Annotated in this window: 16 protein-coding genes; 11 read left to right on the top strand and 5 right to left on the bottom strand. The window is 68.3% G+C overall.

Translation table 11 applies throughout. The features are described from left to right. Nucleotides 1-49: 49 nt before the first annotated feature. The gene (locus K9U15_RS13315) at nt 50-961 is read right to left on the bottom strand and encodes a diacylglycerol kinase family protein (RefSeq protein ID WP_123674522.1); all 912 of its coding nucleotides are present in this window, start codon (nt 959-961) and stop codon (nt 50-52) included. A gap of 73 nt (nt 962-1,034) precedes the next feature. Between K9U15_RS13315 and rnd the strand changes: the two genes are divergently transcribed. The 6 genes from rnd (at nt 1,035) to K9U15_RS13285 (ending at nt 6,820) form a co-directional block, all read left to right on the top strand. Further along, nucleotides 1,035-2,192 (top strand): ribonuclease D, encoded by a 1,158-nt coding sequence (gene rnd / locus K9U15_RS13310; RefSeq protein WP_301156345.1) that lies wholly within the window; start codon nt 1,035-1,037, stop codon nt 2,190-2,192. Nucleotides 2,193-2,433: 241 nt separating this feature from the next. Further along, nucleotides 2,434-3,108 carry a zinc metallopeptidase gene (locus K9U15_RS13305; RefSeq protein WP_154248575.1) on the top strand — a complete coding sequence of 225 codons (675 nt, stop codon included), beginning with the start codon at nt 2,434-2,436 and terminating at the stop codon, nt 3,106-3,108. Nucleotides 3,109-3,119: 11 nt separating this feature from the next. Then, a complete protein-coding gene (xseA, locus tag K9U15_RS13300) occupies nt 3,120-4,706 on the top strand; it encodes an exodeoxyribonuclease VII large subunit (protein WP_096228494.1) in 1,587 nt (528 codons plus the stop codon). Beyond that, nucleotides 4,693-4,947 carry an exodeoxyribonuclease VII small subunit gene (xseB, locus tag K9U15_RS13295; protein ID WP_015538814.1) on the top strand — a complete coding sequence of 85 codons (255 nt, stop codon included), beginning with the start codon at nt 4,693-4,695 and terminating at the stop codon, nt 4,945-4,947. Before xseA ends, xseB begins: the two co-directional genes overlap by 14 nt. 50 nt (nt 4,948-4,997) lie before the next feature. Then, the gene (locus K9U15_RS13290) at nt 4,998-5,351 is read left to right on the top strand and encodes a histidine triad nucleotide-binding protein (protein WP_096228495.1); all 354 of its coding nucleotides are present in this window, start codon (nt 4,998-5,000) and stop codon (nt 5,349-5,351) included. Nucleotides 5,352-5,578: 227 nt separating this feature from the next. Then, on the top strand, nt 5,579-6,820 hold the full coding sequence (locus K9U15_RS13285) for an acetate/propionate family kinase (protein ID WP_096228496.1): 1,242 nt from the start codon (nt 5,579-5,581) through the stop codon (nt 6,818-6,820). Between the two features lie 154 nt (nt 6,821-6,974). Here K9U15_RS13285 and pta read toward each other — a convergent pair whose 3' ends face one another. After that, nucleotides 6,975-7,973 (bottom strand): phosphate acetyltransferase, encoded by a 999-nt coding sequence (gene pta, locus K9U15_RS13280; RefSeq protein ID WP_301156343.1) that lies wholly within the window; start codon nt 7,971-7,973, stop codon nt 6,975-6,977. A 188-nt stretch (nt 7,974-8,161) separates the two neighbouring features. Between pta and glf the strand changes: the two genes are divergently transcribed. Beyond that, nucleotides 8,162-9,376: a UDP-galactopyranose mutase gene (glf, locus tag K9U15_RS13275; protein WP_123673560.1), complete on the top strand. Its 1,215-nt coding sequence runs from the start codon at nt 8,162-8,164 to the stop codon at nt 9,374-9,376. Between the two features lie 4 nt (nt 9,377-9,380). After that, on the top strand, nt 9,381-10,403 hold the full coding sequence (locus K9U15_RS13270) for a glycosyltransferase family 2 protein (protein WP_301156342.1): 1,023 nt from the start codon (nt 9,381-9,383) through the stop codon (nt 10,401-10,403). Nucleotides 10,404-10,543: 140 nt separating this feature from the next. Here K9U15_RS13270 and K9U15_RS13265 read toward each other — a convergent pair whose 3' ends face one another. Continuing rightward, complete coding sequence (locus K9U15_RS13265) at nt 10,544-10,882, bottom strand: hypothetical protein (RefSeq protein WP_206613328.1); 339 nt, start codon at nt 10,880-10,882, stop codon at nt 10,544-10,546. Between the two features lie 134 nt (nt 10,883-11,016). Beyond that, entirely contained in the window at nt 11,017-12,738 is a 1,722-nt protein-coding gene (locus tag K9U15_RS13260; protein ID WP_123673556.1) for an OPT/YSL family transporter, read from the bottom strand. Between the two features lie 175 nt (nt 12,739-12,913). On the opposite strand from K9U15_RS13260, the gene K9U15_RS13255 reads away from it, so the two are divergent. The 3 genes from K9U15_RS13255 to K9U15_RS13245 are packed head-to-tail and all read left to right on the top strand — an operon-like array spanning nt 12,914 to nt 15,773. Next, a complete protein-coding gene (locus K9U15_RS13255; RefSeq protein WP_301156340.1) occupies nt 12,914-13,768 on the top strand; it encodes a type III pantothenate kinase in 855 nt (284 codons plus the stop codon). Between the two features lie 8 nt (nt 13,769-13,776). Beyond that, entirely contained in the window at nt 13,777-14,718 is a 942-nt protein-coding gene (gene murB / locus K9U15_RS13250; protein ID WP_123673553.1) for a UDP-N-acetylmuramate dehydrogenase, read from the top strand. After that, on the top strand, nt 14,715-15,773 hold the full coding sequence (locus K9U15_RS13245) for a nucleoid-associated protein (protein ID WP_096228502.1): 1,059 nt from the start codon (nt 14,715-14,717) through the stop codon (nt 15,771-15,773). Before murB ends, K9U15_RS13245 begins: the two co-directional genes overlap by 4 nt. A gap of 57 nt (nt 15,774-15,830) precedes the next feature. Here K9U15_RS13245 and K9U15_RS13240 read toward each other — a convergent pair whose 3' ends face one another. Further along, on the bottom strand, nt 15,831-17,489 hold the full coding sequence (locus tag K9U15_RS13240) for a hypothetical protein (RefSeq protein ID WP_123673551.1): 1,659 nt from the start codon (nt 17,487-17,489) through the stop codon (nt 15,831-15,833). Nucleotides 17,490-17,608 lie beyond the last annotated feature (119 nt).

The raw sequence follows: 17,608 nt of genomic DNA, 5'->3' as shown, positions 1-17,608 counted from the left end.
GGGGATGGCGTCTGGCGTGGCAGGGGGACGGGCGTCCCCCTGCCACGCCCTATTTCTCGGCGAAGAGGCTCCAGCCTTCCTCGCTCACGAAGAAGCGGGCGGCGCGGCGCATGATGTGGGCGGTGAACGGCGTGGTGAGGTTGGTGGCCTCGCCGTCGTACTGCACCTCCATGGGCGGGTCGGCCTCCACGCGCACCTCGCGGGCGCGGTGGATCTCGAGCGAGCCCGTGCGTTCGGGGAAGTCGCCGCCGCGGTCGAGCAGGCCGGCGAGGAGCGCGGGGATGAGCTCGAAGGCGTTCTGGGCCTTCAGCACCACCACGTCGAACACGCCGTCGCGCGGCTCGTTCTCATGCGTGACCGTGATGTCGAACTGGATCTTCGAGAAGTTCACCAAAAGGATGCCCAGGCCCTCGCTCTCAACGTGCTCGCCGTCGAGGTCCAGCTTGAACTTGGAGGTCTGCGGCAAGGGGTTCGCCAAGGCGGCCGAGAAGTAGGCCATGGGGCCCAGCAGGCGCTTCGCCGGCGCGGCGCCGTGCATGATGGCCGCGTCGTAGCCGGCCCCCGCCATGATGCCGAAGCCGAAGCGTTGCCCGTCCACCTCGATCTCGCCCAGGTCGAAGTCGAGCGTGCGCTCCTCGCGCACGAGCTTCGCGAGCGCGTGGGGCTCCATGGGCGAGGCCAGGTTCGCGGCCAGCAGGTTCGCCGTGCCCGCGGGAAACGGCAGGATGGGGACGCCCGTGTTCGCCAGACGGTAGCTCACGGTGGCCACCGTGCCGTCGCCGCCGCTCGCCACCACGGCGTCGAACTCCTCCGCGTCGCCCAGGAGGTCGCGCACGTCGGTGGTGCCGTCGGTCGAGCGCACGCACACCTCGTCGCCGTCGCGGGCGAACGAGCGGATGAAGTCGTAGACGGACCCTTCTCCGAAACCCGAGGCAAGGTTGTTGATGACGAGCAGTTTCACACAATCCCTTTCTGTTTGCTATGATGGCATAGTACAACATGGAGCGCGGATGACAAGGCAGGGAATCTCGTACATGTATATTGCTACCCAGGAAAACCTCGCGGCATTCGTGGAGCGGGCGCGCTCGTCGAGCGTGCTCGCCATCGACACGGAGTTCTTGCGCGAGAAGACGTACTACGCCAAGCTGTGCCTTTTGCAGATGGCCACCGATGACGAGGTGCTGATCGTCGACCCCTTCGAGATGGACGACCTTTCCGTGATGGCGCCGCTTTTGGAGGACGAGCGCATCGTGAAGCTCTTCCACGCGGCGGGGCAGGACCTGGAGATCATCCTGCGCGAGGTGGGCGTGCTCCCGCGCCCCGTATTCGACACGCAGATCGCGGCGGCGCTGCTGGGCCACACGCAGCAGATCGGCTACGCGGCGCTCGTGCATGCCGAATGCGGCGTGTCGCTCAAGAAGATCGACTCGTTCACCGACTGGTCGCGCCGGCCGCTGTCTGCCTCGCAGCGCGACTACGCGGCCGACGACGTGGTGTACCTCCCGCGGCTGTATGCGGGCATGCGGGCGGCGCTGGAGGAGAAGGGGCGGCTGCACTGGCTCGACCACGACTTCGAGGAGCTGTCCGACCCGGCGCGCTACGAGGCGAACGAGCGCGAGCGCTTCCGGCGGCTCAAGCGCGTGTCCCAGCTGTCGCGCCGGCAGCTCTCGGCCGCGCGCGAGGTGGCGGCCTGGCGCGAGCTGGAGGCGCAGCGCCGCGACGTGCCGCGGAAGTGGGTGGTCACCGACGAGCAGATCGTGGAGGCGTGCAAGCGCGAGGCGCGCACGATCGACGAGCTGTTCATGGTGCGGGGGCTGTCCGACCGCCTGTCCACGAAGGACGCGCGCGCGGTGGTGTCGCTCATCTCCTCGGCGCTCTCGGCGCCGCCGGACACGTGGCCCGAGCTCGACCGCTGCGGCAAGAGCGAGCCGAACGTGGATGCGGAGCTCGACCTCATGAGCGCGCTCGTGCGTTTGCGCGCCAAGGAGAACGGCATCGCGTTTCCCACGCTGGCCAGCCACGACGACCTCGCGCGCGTCGCGCGCGGATACCGCGAGGGCGTGGACCTGCTGCGCGGCTGGCGGCGCGCCATCGTGGGGGAGGAGCTGCTGGAGCTTCTGGACGGCCGGCTGGCGCTCAGCCTGGACGGCGGGCTCAAGGTGGAGCGACGGGAGGGCCCCGGCGCCGCGTGAGGCCGGCCGGGCCCGTGGCCCGGAAAGGCGGCGGGCGCCGGCACGGGCCGCACCTGATGACGGGCCCGTGGCCGCAGGGTTGCGGGAAGATCACGGCTCGGTAACGCGCCTTTGGTGATTCCACGCTGTTTGCCGCGTGTTTTCGGCCCGATTTCATGCTCTTGTATAATACAGGTGTACGGTACAGAGCGGCCGCCGTGCGGCCGCGGAAGCAACCCCTTCGAAGGAGTGGTTACGTCCTATGTTTTTCGGATTGAGCAACGGATACCTGCTGCTGATCGTGGTCACGCTCGCCATCGGCGGGCTCGCCACGTGGTACGTGAACTCGCAGCTTAAGAAGTACACGAGGGTGCCCATCTCCAACGGGCTCACCGGCGCCGAGGCCGCGCGGCGCATGCTCGCCTACTACGGCGTGACGAACGTGGCGGTGCACCGTGGCGGGCCGGGCCAGGACTTCTTCGACCCGCGCACGAACTCGGTGACGCTCTCGCCCGACGCGTTCGACGGGCGCTCCATCACGGCCACGGCAACCGCATGCCACGAGGTGGGGCATGCCTGCCAGTACGCCGAGAACTACGCGCCCATGAAGATCCGCGGGGCCATCGTGCCCGTGGTGAACCTGGCCTCGAACGCGTGGATCTTCCTGCTCATGCTGGGCATCATACTGGTGAGCAATCAGCTCACGACGCTCGCCATCGTCATGTACGCCGTGGTGGTGCTGTTCCAGCTGGTCACGCTTCCGGTGGAGTTCAACGCCTCGCGCCGCGCCATGACCTATATGGACACCATCGCGCTGCCGCAGTCCGAGCAGGGCGGTGCGTTCAGCGTGCTGCGCGCCTGCGCGCTCACCTACGTGGCGGCGGCCCTCACGTCCATCCTGCAGCTGCTGTGGCTGCTGGGCCAGCGCCGGGAATAGCGGAGGCGTACATGGGGGATCGAGGAGAAGGGACGCGCGCGGCCCTGGCCGACGCGCTCGAGCGGGCGCGCGCCGCGACGGCCGGCTCCTCCGCGGCCGACTCGTGCGCTGCCGCGCCTGTGGGCGGCCCTGCGCGCGGAGGGCACGAGGCGGGCGCCGGGGGCGCGTCTGCGGCGCTCTCCGTCTCCGCGGCCATGGCCCTTGCGAAGGGCGCGCTCGAGGGCGTGGTCGTGCGCCTGGTGGGCGAGGTGTCCGAGACGAGCAGCAAGCGCGGCTACAAGGCCGTGTACTTCACGGTGAAGGATGCCGACGCCGCGCTGCCCTGCATGATGTGGATGGGCCGCTACAAGGCCTCGGGCGTGGATCTGGCCGTGGGGCAGCTGGTCGAGCTGACCGGCAGGTTCACGCTGTACGCGGCCAAGGGCCGCATGAACTTCGACGTGTTCTCGATCGAGCTTGCCGGCGAGGGGCGCCTGCGCGCCCAGGTGGCGGCGCTCGCGCGCAAGCTGGAGGCCGAGGGGCTCATGGACCCGGCGCGCAAGCTGCCCATCCCGCAGTTCCCGCTGACCATCGGCATCGTCACCTCGCCGCGCGGCGACGCCGTGCACGACATGCTGCGCACGCTGCGCAACCGCTTCCCCGTGGCGCGCGTGTTCGTGGCGGGCGTGCAGGTGGAGGGCGCCCAGGCCGCCGCCAGCATCGTGGAGGGCATGCGCTGCATGTACCGCGCCGGCGTGGAGGTCATGCTGGTCGGGCGCGGCGGCGGGTCCTACGAGGACATGATGCCCTTCAACGACGAGGCCCTGGCGCGCGCCATCGCGGCGTGCCCCATCCCCGTGGTCACCGGCATCGGGCACGAGCCGGACACGTTTATCGCCGACATGGTGGCCGACCGGCGCGCCTCCACGCCCACCTACGCGGCCATGGCCGTCACGCCCACGCGCGAGAGCCTGGCGGAGCTGTTCTGCGCGCATGCCCGCTCGCTGTCCATGAGCGCCGGGCGCGCCGTGGAGCGGGCGGCCGCCGAGGTGCGCCGCTGCGCCGAGCGCCCCGTGCTCCGGGACCCGAACCTGCTGCTCGCCGCCCCGATGCAGGGCGTCGACCTGGCCTCGGAGCGGCTGTTCCGAGCCATCCCCGCCAACCTGGAGCGCGACCGCGCCACGCTCGACCGCCAGCGCGAGCGGCTGGCGCGCCTCCTGCCCGAGGGCGTGGCGCGCGAGCGGGCCGCGCTCGAGCGGTACCGTGAGCGTCTGCTGCCGGCCCTGCCCGCCAACCTGGAGCGCGATCGGGTGCAGGTCGGGCACGCGCGGCAGCGGCTCGCGTCGCTGGGGCCCGGGCTCGTGCCCCGGTTCGGCCAGCAGGCGGCGCTCGCGGCCGCGCGCTTGGAGGACCTGTCGCCCCTGTCCGTCCTCGGGCGCGGCTACGCCATCGCGCGCACCCAAGAAGGCGCCGTGGCGAAGCGCGTCGAGGACGCGCCGCCTGGCTCGGCGCTCGAGGTGACGGTGTCGGACGGCGTGCTGGCGTGCCGCGTGGAGTCGGCTCGGCGCGAGGACATCGAGATGATACTATGGGAGGATGAGGACAATGGAGACCGGTGATCGCAAGCCCGTCGAGGAGCTGACGTTCCGCGAGGCCATGGGCGAGCTCGACGGCATCGTGCGGGTTCTGGAGAGCAACTCGCTGGAGCTCGAGGACAGCCTGGTCAGCTACGAGCGCGGCGTGTCTTTGCTGCGCGCGCTGCAGGGCCGCCTGAACGAGGCGCAGCAGAAGGTCGAGGTGCTGATGGGCGAGCTCGAGGGCGAGGTGGACGACGCCACGCGCGACGCCACGCTGTCGTAGGCTGACGCCGCCCCGACGGGGCGGCGCACGGAAAGGAAGGAGAGGGCGCCATGCGCAAGGAAGACTGCCTGTTCTGCAAGATAGTGGCGGGGGAGATCCCGTCGACGAAGGTGTACGAGGACGAGCGGGTGCTCGCGTTCGAGGACGTGAGCCCGCAGATGCCGGTGCACACGCTCATCGTGCCGAAGGACCACTACGACAACATCGGCGACGGCGTGCCGGACGAGGAGCTGGGCTACCTGTTCAACATGGTGCGCAAGGTGGCCGACATCAAGGGCATCGCCGAGAGCGGCTACCGCGTGATCGTGAACACGAACGACGACGCGCAGCAGTCGGTGCACCACCTGCACGTGCACGTGCTGGGCGGCGCTCCCATGAACTCGGGCGACCCTTCGCGGAAGTAGCTCTGCGGCAACGGGGCGTGACAGGGGGACGGGGATATTGTCACATTCACGTTCGTCATGCCTGGTCGTGATGCGTCACGGAATGTGACAATATCCCCGTCCCCCTGTCACGCTTTTTCGGTGAGCGGCGCGCCGTTTGCCGAATGAACGGGCCGTATCCATTCAACGACCGCAGTGCTTCCCTAAACTAATTGTTTCAGGAATTGAGCCCAAAAGGAGGCAGGTCGTTGAACGTTCTCGTTATCAATGCAGGATCATCTTCCTTGAAGTACCAGCTGGTGAACGTGGAGCAGCACGAGCTGCTCGCGAAGGGCATCTGCGAGCGCGTGGGCTCGGCGGAGGCCTTCCACAAGCACGGCCTCGACAAGAACGAGGAGGTCATCGACGCCAAGATGTCCGACCACGACGACGCCATGGCGCTCGTCCTGGAATCGCTCACGTCGGGCCCGGCGAAGGCCATCGACTCGCTCGACGAGATCGACGCCGTGGGGCACCGCATCGTGCAGGGCGGCAAGTACTTCGACCGCTCGGTGCTCATCGACCAGGACGTCATCGACAAGATAGACGAGCTGGCCGAGCTCGCGCCGCTGCACAACGGCGCCGCCCTCATGGGCATCCACGCCTGCCAGAAGCACATGCCGGACGTGCCCATGGTGGCCGTGTTCGACACGTCGTTCTTCCAGACGCTGCCCCCGAAGGCCTACATGTACCCGCTGCCCTACGAGCTGTACGAGAAGTACGCCATCCGCAAGTACGGCGCGCACGGCACGAGCCACCGCTACATCTCCGAGCGCGCCGCCGCCGTGCTCGACGAGCCGATAGAGGACCTCAAGCTCATCACGTGCCACCTGGGCAACGGCTGCTCCATCAGCGCCATCGACCACGGCGTGGCCGTGGACACGTCCATGGGCCTCACGCCGCTCGACGGCCTCATGATGGGCACGCGCTGCGGCGCCATCGACCCGGCCATCGTGCCCTTCGTCATGGAGCACGAGAACCTGACCGGCGCCGAGATGAACGACCTCATGAACAAGAAGTCGGGCCTGCTGGGCATCTCGGGCATCTCGAACGACCTGCGCAGCGTGCGTGACGCCTCCGAGAAGGGCGACGAGCGCGCCATGCTCGCCTACGACATGTACTCGAACTCCGTGAAGAAGTACATCGGCCAGTACATCGCCGTCATGGGCGGCGTGGACGCCATCGTGCTCACGGCCGGCGTGGGCGAGAACTGCGAGAAGATGCGCCGCATGATCTTCACCGGCCTGCAGCCGCTCGGCATCATCCTCGACGAGGAGAAGAACCGCCAGCGCGGCTTCGAGCGCGAGATATCGGCCGACTCCTCGCAGGTGAAGATCATCATCATCCCCACGAACGAGGAGTACATGATCGCGCGCGACACCTACGACATCGTCCACGAGCAGATGCGCGTGGAAGGCACCGTGTTCGACGAGGAGCCGGTGCTGGCGTAGGGCGCTTTCTCCTGCGAGCCCAGAACCTGGAGCGGCCCCGCGCAACGCGCGGGGCCGCCTTGGTATGCCGTGCATGGCCGTCCGGGGGAGCAGGAAATCCCCTGCGCTCGGCCGCCCCCTTGCGCATAGGCGGGGGCGGCCTGCAGGCGCTTCGCTATTCGGCGGCTTTCGCCTGGGCCTGCACGCAGGTGATGGCGATGACGCCCACGATGTCATCGGCGGAGCAGCCGCGCGACAGGTCGTTCACCGGCGCGGCGATGCCCTGGGTGACGGGGCCGTACGCCTCGGCGCGGGCGAGGCGCTGCACGAGCTTGTAGCCGATGTTGCCGGCGTCCAGGTCGGGGAACACGAGCACGTTCGCACGGCCGGCCACGGGGGAGCCGGGCGCCTTCGACGCGCCCACGGAGCCGATGATGGCCGCGTCGAGCTGCAGCTCGCCGTCCAGCGCCAGATGGGGCGCCAGCTCCCGCGCGATCTCGGTCGCCTCCACCACCTTGGCGGCATCGGCGTTCTTGGCCGAACCATGGGTCGAATGCGACAGCAACGCCACGCGGGCCTCCTCGCCCATGAGGGTCTCCCACGACTTCGCGGAGTTCACGGCGATGTGCGCCAGCCTCTCGCTGTCGGGCTGCACCTCCAGGCCGCAGTCGGAGAAAAGGAACGTGCCGTGCGCGCCCAAGTCGCAGTCGGGCACGCACATGACGAAGAACGAGCTGACCAGCTTCACGCCGGGCGCGGTCTTGAGTATCTGCAGGCTCGGGCGCAGCACGTCGCCGGTGGCGTGGCAGGCGCCGGCCACCATGCCGTCGGCCAGCCCCTGCTTCACCATCATCACGCCGAAGTACAGCACGTCGTCCATGAGGGCCTCGGCCTGCTCGGGCGTCAGGCCCTTGTGGCGCCGCAGCTCGTAGAGGGCTGCGGCGAACTCGGCGCGCTCCTCGGCCGTGCGCACGTCCACGATGCGCGCGCCGTCCAGCGCGTAGGGGCTCGCCTCGATGGCCGCGGCATCGCCCAAGATGACGAGGTTCGCCACCCCTTCGGCCAAGATGCGCTCGGCCGCCTGCAGCGTGCGCTCGTCGTCGCCCTCGGGAAGCACGATCGTCTGCAGGTCGCCCTTGGCGCGGGCCAGCATGGAATCAAGAAATGCACTCATCGGCACTATCCTTTCGCGTATACTATCGGAGCTCGCACGACGGAAGGCATGCGAAAAAAAACGATGGTTGTATGATAGCGTGCCCGCGGGCTGCGTTTTTCGGTAAACTGGCTTCTCGGTGCAATATGCGCATACTTCGGGCCGGGAGAGGCCCTACCGCTGGTATAGAGACTAAAGGAAGGTGCCCCATGGGTGTGCAGTACTGCGATTTCAAGGACGTCGACATCGACGAGGTGGACGCCCTCGTCGTGGGAAGCGGGTTCGCGGGCGGCGTCATGGCACGCGAGCTGGCCGAGCGCGGCGGCAAGCGCGTGCTCGTGGTGGAGAAGCGCCCGCATATCGGCGGCAACATGTACGACGAGGCCGACGAGGCCGGCATCCTCGTGCACCGCTACGGGCCGCACATCTTCCACACCAACGACGAGCGCGCCTTCGACTACGTGCGCCGCTTCACCGAGTGGCGCGACTACCAGCACGAGGTCCTGGCCGACTGGTACGGCACCTACCTGCCCGTGCCGTTCAACAAGAACTCCATGGAGATCGCCTTCGGCGAGGAGAAGGCGGCGCGCCTCACGGAGAAGCTCGTCGACACGTTCGGCGACGAGCGCAAGGTAACCATCACCGAGCTGCGCGCCCAGGACGACCCGGAGCTCTCCGAGATCGCCGACTTCGTCTACAAGAACGTGTTCCTCTACTACACGCAGAAGCAGTGGGGCCTCACGCCCGAGGAGGTGGATCCCTCCGTCACGGCGCGCGTGCCCGTGTTCGTGTCGCGCGACAACCGCTACTTCCAGGACGCGTTCCAGGGCATGCCCCTCCACGGCTACACCCCGCTGTTCGAGCGCATGCTCGACCACGAGAACATCCAGGTGTGCCTGGGCGTGGAGGCCGAAAGCGTGTTCGACCTTGAGTTCGAGAGCGACGACGAGGACGCGCCCCTGTCCGCCATCAACGTCAAGGACCGCCCGTTCACGGGGCCCATCGTCTACACCGGGCCGCTGGACGAGCTCTTCCTGTCGCGCTTCGGCCGCCTGCCGTACCGCAGCCTGGACTTCGTGTACGAGACGCACGACGCCGAGCACGTGCTGCCCTGCGGCACGGTGAACTTCACCGTGACCGAGGACTACACGCGCATCACGGAGTTCAAGTACCTCACGGGCCAGGAGGCCGGAAAGACCACCATCATGAAGGAGTACAGCCACTCCTACGACGACCCCAAGACGCAGACGCCGTACTACGCCATCATCAACGACGAGAACGCCGCGCACTACGAGCGCTACCGCGCGCTGACGAAGTCGCTGCCGAACTTCCACCCGCTGGGCCGTTTGGCCGAGTACCGCTACTACAACATGGACGTCATCATCGGACGCGCGCTTGCGCTGGCAGACGAGCTGGTGGGGTAGCGCCGTGAAGACCATCTCCTTCGCCGTGCCGTGCTACAACTCGGCCGATTACATGGACGCGTGCATCGAGTCCATCCTGAAGTGCGGCGACGACATAGAGATCATCGTCGTGGACGACGGATCGACGAAGGACGACACCGCGGCCAAGGCCGATGCGTGGGCGGAGCGGCACCCCGGCATCATCAAGGCCGTGCACCAGGAGAACGGCGGGCACGGACAGGCCGTGAACACGGGCCTGGCCAACGCCACGGGGCGCTACTTCAAGGTGGTGGATTCCGACGACTGGCTCGACGAGGCCGCCATGCGCGAGATCATGGCCTACCTGCGCCGCCAGAACGAGCTCGAGGACGCCACGGACCTCGTGATCGGCAACTACGTGTATGAGAAGGTGTCCGAGGGCTCGCGCACCGTCATGCACTACCGCAACGTGTTCCCCGAGGGACGCGAGTTCGGCTGGGACGAGGTGGGGCACTTCGGCCAGAGCCAGTACCTGCTCATGCACTCGGTGGTCTACCGCACCGAGCTTCTGCGCGACATGGGCCTGGAGCTGCCGAAGCACACGTTCTACGTGGACAACATCTTCGTGTACGTGCCGCTGCCGCACGTGCGCACCATCTACTACCGCGACGTGGACATGTACCGCTACTACATAGGCCGCGAGGACCAGAGCGTGAACGAGAGCGTCATGAAGGGCCGCATCGACCAGCAGCTGCGCGTCACGCGCCTCATGATCGACGCCGTGCAGCTGCCCGACGCCGTTCCCGAGAAGCGCCTGGAGCGCTACATGGAGAACTACCTGTCCATGATGATGTGCATCTGCTCCATCTTCCTGCGCATGATAGGCACCGACGAGGCCGAGGACAAGCGCGAGGGCATCTGGGACTACCTCAAGGAGAAGAACCCCGAGGTCTACCGGCGCATCCGCCGCAGCGTGCTGAACATGGGCACGAACCTGCCCACCGAGCTGGGCCGCAAGATCGGCATCACCGGCTACCGCATGGCCCAGAAGATATTCAAGTTCAACTAGGTTCCGGCGGCCCGACGGCTGCCGGAACGAGCCAGCAGCGAGAAGCCCCCTCGTGCCGAATCTGCACGAGGGGGCTTCTCGCTGTCTTGCCACGCCAACCTCCGCACCCGTTTCGCTTCGTGCCCGATCCGCGCGCGGCGCTACTTCCTGCGCACGAACTCGTAGAAGGCGAAGATGATGGACACCACGGTGAGCACGCACACGATGAGCTCCGCCATGTTGTTCGCGTAGTCGGTCTGGTCGGGGTAGAGCGCGCCGATGACGAGGAAGCCGGTGCACCAGACGAGCCCGAGGGCGAGGACGGTGCCCGTGGCGAACCGCATGAGGGTGGAGCCCTTCCTCCACAGATGCTGATAGGCGGCCACCTCCTTTTCGGAATAGCTCCGCTTGCGGTGCAGGCGGTACTTCACTCCGCCGGCGACGACGCCGAACACCGTGCCGGCGGACAGCGCCGCGCACAGGGTGACGATGAGTTCCATGGGAAACCTCCGAAGGTTGGGCGGGGCGGGCGGTTGCGAGGTCGGCCGATGCGCGTCCCGCGCCGCGCCCGTCCTGGCCATGGTACCACGAAGCCGCCCTTCCCGGGCCGGGGCCCGGGCGGGAGAGGCGCCCTTTACGCCCCCAATCCGGCCACGACGGCGGCCAGGGCTATGACCACGCCCACGACCGACTCGCCACCCAGAAGGCCGCTCGCCACCACGAGACCCGTCTCTTCCTGCGCCTTGCGCTTCGCTGCTGCCTCGTCGGGCGGCAGCAGCGCGCGTCGTCGCATGCACACGGCATCGTAGGCCATCTTCGCCATGGCGCCGAGGAACGCGGTGAGTGACATGTAGAACGGCAGGTAGATGCCCAGGCCCAGCATCATGGCCGGCGCGCCCAGCAGGTAGAGCGCGAAGCCGACGGCCAAGCCGACAAGGAACGCCGGCACGGAGGGGATGCCCGCCACCATGGTGGCCACGACGGACGCTTGCGCCGCCACGAACGTGCCCTGCAGGCCGAACGCGTCGGGCCCGTAGGCGGCCAGGAGCACGGCCATGACGGCCACGGCCACCACGGCGCCCAGCACGCCTCCCACGGCCTGCCCGATCCACTGTGCCCGCGGGTCCGTGCCCAGCACGTGGCCCGCCTTGAAGTCGTTCATGACGTCGCCTGCCAGGCCGCACGCCACGGCCACCACGCCGGCCACGAAGAAGAGCTGCACCTGCGCCACGTCGGCGAACGCGGCCACGACCAAGAGCACGATGAGGCCGAAGATCTCCATGGGGTCGATGCCGGTCTGGCCCACGCTCTGGGCGCTCATGGCGCAGGTCACGAACGCGAGCAGCACCACGACGACGCTCGGCAGCGCGCCCAGCCCCAGCGCGAAGCACAAAAGCAACGCCACGGCGGCCACGGCCAGCGCCGCGAGCCCTGCGGTAAGGCGCCGCTGGCGGCGGGTGGCCGGGCTTCCAGGCGCCTCACCGGCGACGGGGGCCGGAGATCCGGCATTCCCGAGGTTCACGGCCACCGAGCCGCGCGTGTCCTTGAGCAGCGAGACGGCCTTCGGCAAGATGTTCTTCGCGATGACGCCCACGCCGCAGCCCATCATGACGCCCATTCCCAGGCTCGACACGATGCCCTGCGCCCCGGCCGTGTCCCAGAGCCCCGCGGCCGTGCCGCCCACGACTATGCCGAAGTTGCCGATGAGCGCCCCGGCGAACCACACGGCCACCGCGCCGGTGCCTACGAGGAAGCCCACGGCAAGGAGCATGGGGGAGAGGTACACCCCGAACGCCACGCCCGGCAGGGCCACGTTGCCGAACAGCAGGGCGGGGATGGCGCCCAGCCCGTCCCGCAACGCCGTGAACAGGCCCGCAAGCCCCATGGCGCCGAACAGCTTCTTGCCGGTGGAGCCGCCGGAGTCGCCCGCGACGAGCGTCTGCGCGGCCGCCTGGCCGATGGGGTACTCAAGCTCCGCGTCCTCGATGAAGTGCCGGCGCAGCAGGGCCGTGCACACGAGGCCCAGCACTACGCCTGCCAGCGCCACGGCCAGCATCTGCCACCAGTCGATCTCCGCGGCGTGCCCGAGCATCCAGGCGCCGGGGATGGTGAACGCCAGCCCGCCCGCCACCATGGCGCCGGCCGACATGACCGTGTGCGTGACGTTCGCCTCGTTCAGGTTCGTGCGCCCGAGGGCCTTCAGGAAGAACAGGGAGATGATGGCTGCGAAGATGATGGGCCAGGGAAGCGCCCCCATCTTGAGGGCCGTGTAGGCCGATGCCGCGGTGATGATCGCGCAGCCGACGCACCCGATGGCGACGCCGCGCAGGGTCAACTGCCCCTTCAAGGCTTGCATGTTCCGCTCCTTCTCGTATATCCGCTTCCCCTCTCTTCGGGAAGTCGGGTTACTGATGAGACGGGTACAGTATAATCGGAGCGAGCGACGGAGAGCATCGTCAATTTCGCAGTATCGGGTAAAAGGGCGCAGCGCGGCCCGACGGGCGTGCAGGCGCGGAAGGCGAGGCGACATCATGGGAACGGATGCGCGGGAGGCGGCCGGCGGCGAGCGGGCCGACGGCCTGCTGGCGGTCGACGTGGGGAACACCGTCACGCGGCTGGGGCTGTTCGACGGCGGGAAGCTCGTGGCGACATGGGAGGCCACCACGCCGGAGCGGTGCACGTCCGACGAGGCGCGCCTCGTGGTGACGGGTTTCCACGACGCGCTTGCGCGCCGCAAGGGCGCCGGGGAGGGGGATGCGGCCGCTGCGGCTGACGCGGTCCGGCCGGCCGGCTCCATTCTCTCGTGCGTCGTTCCCGACCTCGTGGACGTGTGGGCGCGCGCCCTGCACGCGGAGTGCGGCCGCCGGACGCTCGTGGTGGGCCCCGGCCTGAAGACGGGCATCAGGATGCGCTACCGCGACCCCGCCGAGGTGGGTCCCGACCGCGTAGCCGACCTGGCGGCCGCACTGGCCGACTACGGCGGGCCTCTCGTGGTGGTGGACCTGGGCACGACGACGAACTTCGAGGTGCTGGACGCCGAGGGCACGTTCGTGGGCGGCATCATCGCGCCGGGGCTGGCGCTGGGCGCGAAGGCGCTCGCGCAGGCTGCCGCGCGCCTGCAGCGTGTGGAGCTGAAGGCGCCGGCGTCCGTCATCGGCACGTCCACGCGCGAGGCCATGCAGGCCGGCGTGGTCATGGGCGAGGTCGCGCGCATCGACGGGCTGGTGGACCTGGTGCTGAGCGAGCTCGGCTGCGAGGCGCCGGTGGTGGTGACGGGCGCGGACGCGACCGCCATGGCAGCGCTGCTGCGCCACGAGGCGCGGGCCGACGACACGCTCACGCTGCGCGGCCTGCGGCGCCTCTACGAGCTGAACCGGAGGAGGTGAGCGCGGTGGTGGACGAAGCGCTCCTGGAGCAGTTGCGCGGCATCGTGGGCGTGGAGGGCGTGCATTGCGGCGCGCCCTTGGCGGAGATGACGACGTTTCGCATCGGCGGCCCCGCCGAGTGCTGCGTGGAGCCGCGCACCGAGGACGAGGCGTGCGCCGTGGCGGCGGCCTGCCGCCGGGCGGGCGCGCGCTTCCGGGTGCTGGGGCTGGGCAGCGACGTGCTGGCGGCCGACGAGGGCGTGCGCGGCGTGGTGATGCGGTTGGCGGAGAACCTCTCGGCGCTGCAGGTGGACGGCGAGACGGTGCGCGCGCAGGCGGGATGCTCGAACGCCGATGTCGCCCGCGCCGCGTGCGCGGCAGGGCTCGCGGGCTACGAGTTCGCCAGCGGCATCCCGGGCACGGTGGGGGGAGCCGCCATCATGAACGCGGGCGCCTACGGCGGCGAGTTCAAGGACGTGTGCGCTTCGGTGCGCTGCCTGGCCCCCGACGGCAGCGTGGAGGAAGTGGACGCCGAGCGGGCGGAATGGTCGTATCGCCACTCCATGATGGATGGCGCGGGCTACGTGGTGCTGGCCGCCACGCTGGTCCTTCGCCGGGACGACCCGGCTGCCGTCCAGGTGCGCATGGACGACCTCGCGCGCCGCCGTGCCGAGAAACAGCCGCTCGAACTGCCCAGCGCCGGCAGCACGTTCAAGCGCCCCGAGGGATGCTTCGTGGGGCAGCTCGTGCAGGAGGCGGACCTGCGCGGCTACCGCGTGGGCGGCGCGCAGGTGTCCGAGAAGCACACGGGCTTTGTGGTGAACGCGGGCGGCGCGACGGCTGCCGACGTGCGGCGGCTCATCGCCCACGTGCAGGCGCGCGTGCGCGAGAGCGCGGGCGTGGAGCTCGTGCCCGAGGTGCGCCTGTGGGGGTTCGAGGAAGAGAAAGAGGAAGAGGTAAGCCGTTCATGAAGATAAACCATGCCATCCTGCACGTCTTCGACTTCGTGTCGTGCGTTAACGTGTATGCCCAGGAGGAGCTGGACCTGGCCAGCAAGAACGCCAAGCGCTACGTGACGAGCCACGCGAAGAAGGCGCTCGGCAACATGGACGCCAAGCGCGGCGAGTTCGCCGAGGACAGCCTCTTCGCCGAGGAGCTGCGAGCCTACTTCCGCGGGCAGCGCGACTTCGTGGGGCTGTCCGTCCAGGTAGCCGAGTTCATCGCCGGCGAGCTGGGGCGCATGGAGAAGTCCGAGTCGGCCGACCTCCTGGTGCTCGACTTCGAGGACGATCCCGACACCATGGTGCGCGCGATGGACGACGAGGAGGCTGCTGCCGCCTACGAGGCGCGCGGCAAGCGCTACTTCGCGTTCATGCTGCTGGAGAGCCGGCAAGCCTACATGCACGAGGTGGGCTACGGCGAGAGCGGCGCGCAGCGCGTGGACGTGGCGCGCCACCATGCCATCCTGCCGAACCCCTCGCAGAAGGTGGCGTCGTTCGCGGTGGTCGAGTCCAAGACGCTCGGCGTGTCGTTCTGCGACAAGGAACGCGAGATCGCGGGCGAGCGGCGCTGGCTCATCCCCGACGGCCTTCTGCAATGCTCTATGGAGGCTTCGAGCAAGGAGGTGTTCGACACGGTGGCGCGCCTGGTGGAGGAGGTGGCCGAGGAGTACGGCGCCAACTCGACCGTGGCGCTCTCGAAGGCGAAGGCCTACGTGGCGGAGAACGCTGCCGAATCCGACGAGCTGGCCCCGTGGGATCTCGGCGAAGAGGTGTTCGAAGACGAGCCCCTGCAGCGCCGTTTCGAGGAGGCGCTTGCCGAGGAGGCCCTTCCCGAGCGCGTGGTGGTGGAGAAGAACGTGGCCAAGCGCGTGGCGAGGAGCCATAAGATACGCACCGACACGGGCATCGACATCACCTTCCCCGCGGAGCTCGGCGAGAACCCCGAGTTCATCGAGTTCGTGAGCGGCCCGAACGGCCTCATCAGCATCGAGCTCAAGAACATCGGCAGCATAGAGAACCGCTGAGGGGACGCCCCGGTGAAGGTAGGCCGCCTGTCGCACGCCGTGGTGCGACAGGCGGCCTTACCGCACGGACCGCGTGGAGTGGTTCTCGAGGTGCCCGCCGCAATCACCCACCACCAGCTTTTCGCTGGCTTCGTCCCAGTCGAAGTAGATGCGGACGAAGTTCGGGTCCTTCTGGTTCCCGGTACTCGACTTGACGTGGGGTTCGATGAAGATGTCGCGCCCCTGGTAATCGTCTTTGCGCGATGCCATGGTCTTAGGGCTCTTGCGGGTCATGCGGCCCTCGCCGCGCGCCAGCGAGAAGGTAGAGCGGCTGTTGAACTCGCGCGCTATGTCCACGCTCTCGCTGCCGGCATAGAGCGGGTGCAGAATGGTGCACATGTCGTGGATAGCGGCCCACAAGACGGAGGGATCCGTGCGGCACTCGCCGCATGAGTCCCACCCGCGCTCCGTGAAGTCTATCCGGTCGGGGAACGCCGCAACGGCGAGTCGGGCGGTTTCCGTCGCCGTGGCCGGGGGGAGGCGCCTTGCGGCGCGGACGATCTCGGCAAGCCGCCCTTCGCCATCCGCCGCGGAGGCGCCGGCGAAGGCGGCCTCGTAGCTTTGGCAACGGGCCCGAAGGTTGTGAACTTCCTCCCTGAGCTGGTTGTTCTCTTCCTTGATCAGCTCGTTGTCCTGCTTGAGGGCTTCGGTTGCCTCCTCGGTGGACAGCATCTCCTCGAGGGCCTCGTCCTGGAAGCGGCGCTTGAGCTCGGCGATGCGTCGTTCGCGCGCGGATTCCCGGTTGAGGTGCTTGACGTCGTCGACACGCAGCATGCTCTGCCAGAAATGGACGTCTTGGGCGAGCGCGCGTCTCAGCATGTCGACCACGTAGTCCTCGCCGTGCTCGCGGATGGCGGAAGCGGCGACGAACCGATGGCGCGCGTGGTCAAGGGGCTCGTCTACGCGTGGCTGCGTTGCGTAGACACGGACCGCGCCACCGAAGCAGGCAAGGCGTAGGGGCTCGAGCAGGCTGTTCATTGCCTCTGCTGCTTGGAGGCCCATTGCGTAGCACACCAACGCGTTCGGTCCCAGCGCCCGGTGGAGTTCGTGCGGGTCGACGAGCGGTTGCCCGAGAGTGCCCGGGCTGGCGAACACGACGGGTATGCCGCGGTCGGTGTTCGCGATGATGCCGAGCATCTCCTGCGCGTTCTCCGACCCTACTTCGACGGGGCCGGACTTGACATTGATGCCCGACACGGTGCAGTCCAGCGCGTCGTCTTTCAGGAGGTAGTCGACGAGCTTCGGGATGCTGCGGCCCGGCACGGCCTGCAGAGGGCCGATGAAGCCCGCCCGGTCGCTATACGACAAAACGAGGGAGAAGGTGCCCTCCTCGAGGCTGCGTCCCTTGAACCCGACCTCGGTGAGCCACTGGCGGGGAGCGCTGCCGTCCTTGAGATCGACGTTCTCCGCAAACCGGCATGCCCATGTGTACACGCCCTCTTCGATATGGAGCGACGAGTACATCTCCACGTCCGCCCCCTCGGCCTTGGCACGAGTCCCGTTCTTGAGGGAGGTCCAGGTGGCGTTGTCGCAAGGGAAGCGGTACGACGATCTGCGCGCCTTGTCGGCGATCCATCCGCGGATCTTCAGGACGACGGACCAGAGGGCGTCTTGCCCCTTCGGCGCCAAGATATCGAACTCCGTCTTGTAGAACATGGTGCGGTTCAAGTCGAGCATGCGTTCCTCCTTGCGCAAAGCGCCTATGCCACCCCGTTCCGAGGCGCCGGCAACCATCTTAACATGTCGACCGGCGCGCTCGGAAAAGCGAGGTTCCGGGGCCCTTGCGCGGGGAAATG

This window comes from Gordonibacter sp. RACS_AR68, assembly GCF_030418485.1.
In the GTDB taxonomy this organism is placed as follows: domain Bacteria; phylum Actinomycetota; class Coriobacteriia; order Coriobacteriales; family Eggerthellaceae; genus Gordonibacter; species Gordonibacter urolithinfaciens.
This window is presented reverse-complemented; position numbering and strand designations above follow the sequence as displayed.

What these genes read in the sequence shown, in the direction of transcription:
- rnd (WP_301156345.1), top strand. Translation starts at nt 1,035, where the DNA reads ATGTATATTGCTACCCAGGAAAACCTCGCGGCATTCGTGGAGCGGGCG.
- K9U15_RS13305 (WP_154248575.1), top strand. Translation starts at nt 2,434, where the DNA reads ATGTTTTTCGGATTGAGCAACGGATACCTGCTGCTGATCGTGGTCACG.
- xseA (WP_096228494.1), top strand. Translation starts at nt 3,120, where the DNA reads ATGGGGGATCGAGGAGAAGGGACGCGCGCGGCCCTGGCCGACGCGCTC.
- xseB (WP_015538814.1), top strand. Translation starts at nt 4,693, where the DNA reads ATGGAGACCGGTGATCGCAAGCCCGTCGAGGAGCTGACGTTCCGCGAG.
- K9U15_RS13290 (WP_096228495.1), top strand. Translation starts at nt 4,998, where the DNA reads ATGCGCAAGGAAGACTGCCTGTTCTGCAAGATAGTGGCGGGGGAGATC.
- pta (WP_301156343.1), bottom strand. Translation starts at nt 7,973, where the DNA reads ATGAGTGCATTTCTTGATTCCATGCTGGCCCGCGCCAAGGGCGACCTG.
- glf (WP_123673560.1), top strand. Translation starts at nt 8,162, where the DNA reads ATGGGTGTGCAGTACTGCGATTTCAAGGACGTCGACATCGACGAGGTG.
- K9U15_RS13265 (WP_206613328.1), bottom strand. Translation starts at nt 10,882, where the DNA reads ATGGAACTCATCGTCACCCTGTGCGCGGCGCTGTCCGCCGGCACGGTG.
- K9U15_RS13260 (WP_123673556.1), bottom strand. Translation starts at nt 12,738, where the DNA reads ATGCAAGCCTTGAAGGGGCAGTTGACCCTGCGCGGCGTCGCCATCGGG.
- K9U15_RS13255 (WP_301156340.1), top strand. Translation starts at nt 12,914, where the DNA reads ATGGGAACGGATGCGCGGGAGGCGGCCGGCGGCGAGCGGGCCGACGGC.
- K9U15_RS13245 (WP_096228502.1), top strand. Translation starts at nt 14,715, where the DNA reads ATGAAGATAAACCATGCCATCCTGCACGTCTTCGACTTCGTGTCGTGC.
- K9U15_RS13240 (WP_123673551.1), bottom strand. Translation starts at nt 17,489, where the DNA reads ATGCTCGACTTGAACCGCACCATGTTCTACAAGACGGAGTTCGATATC.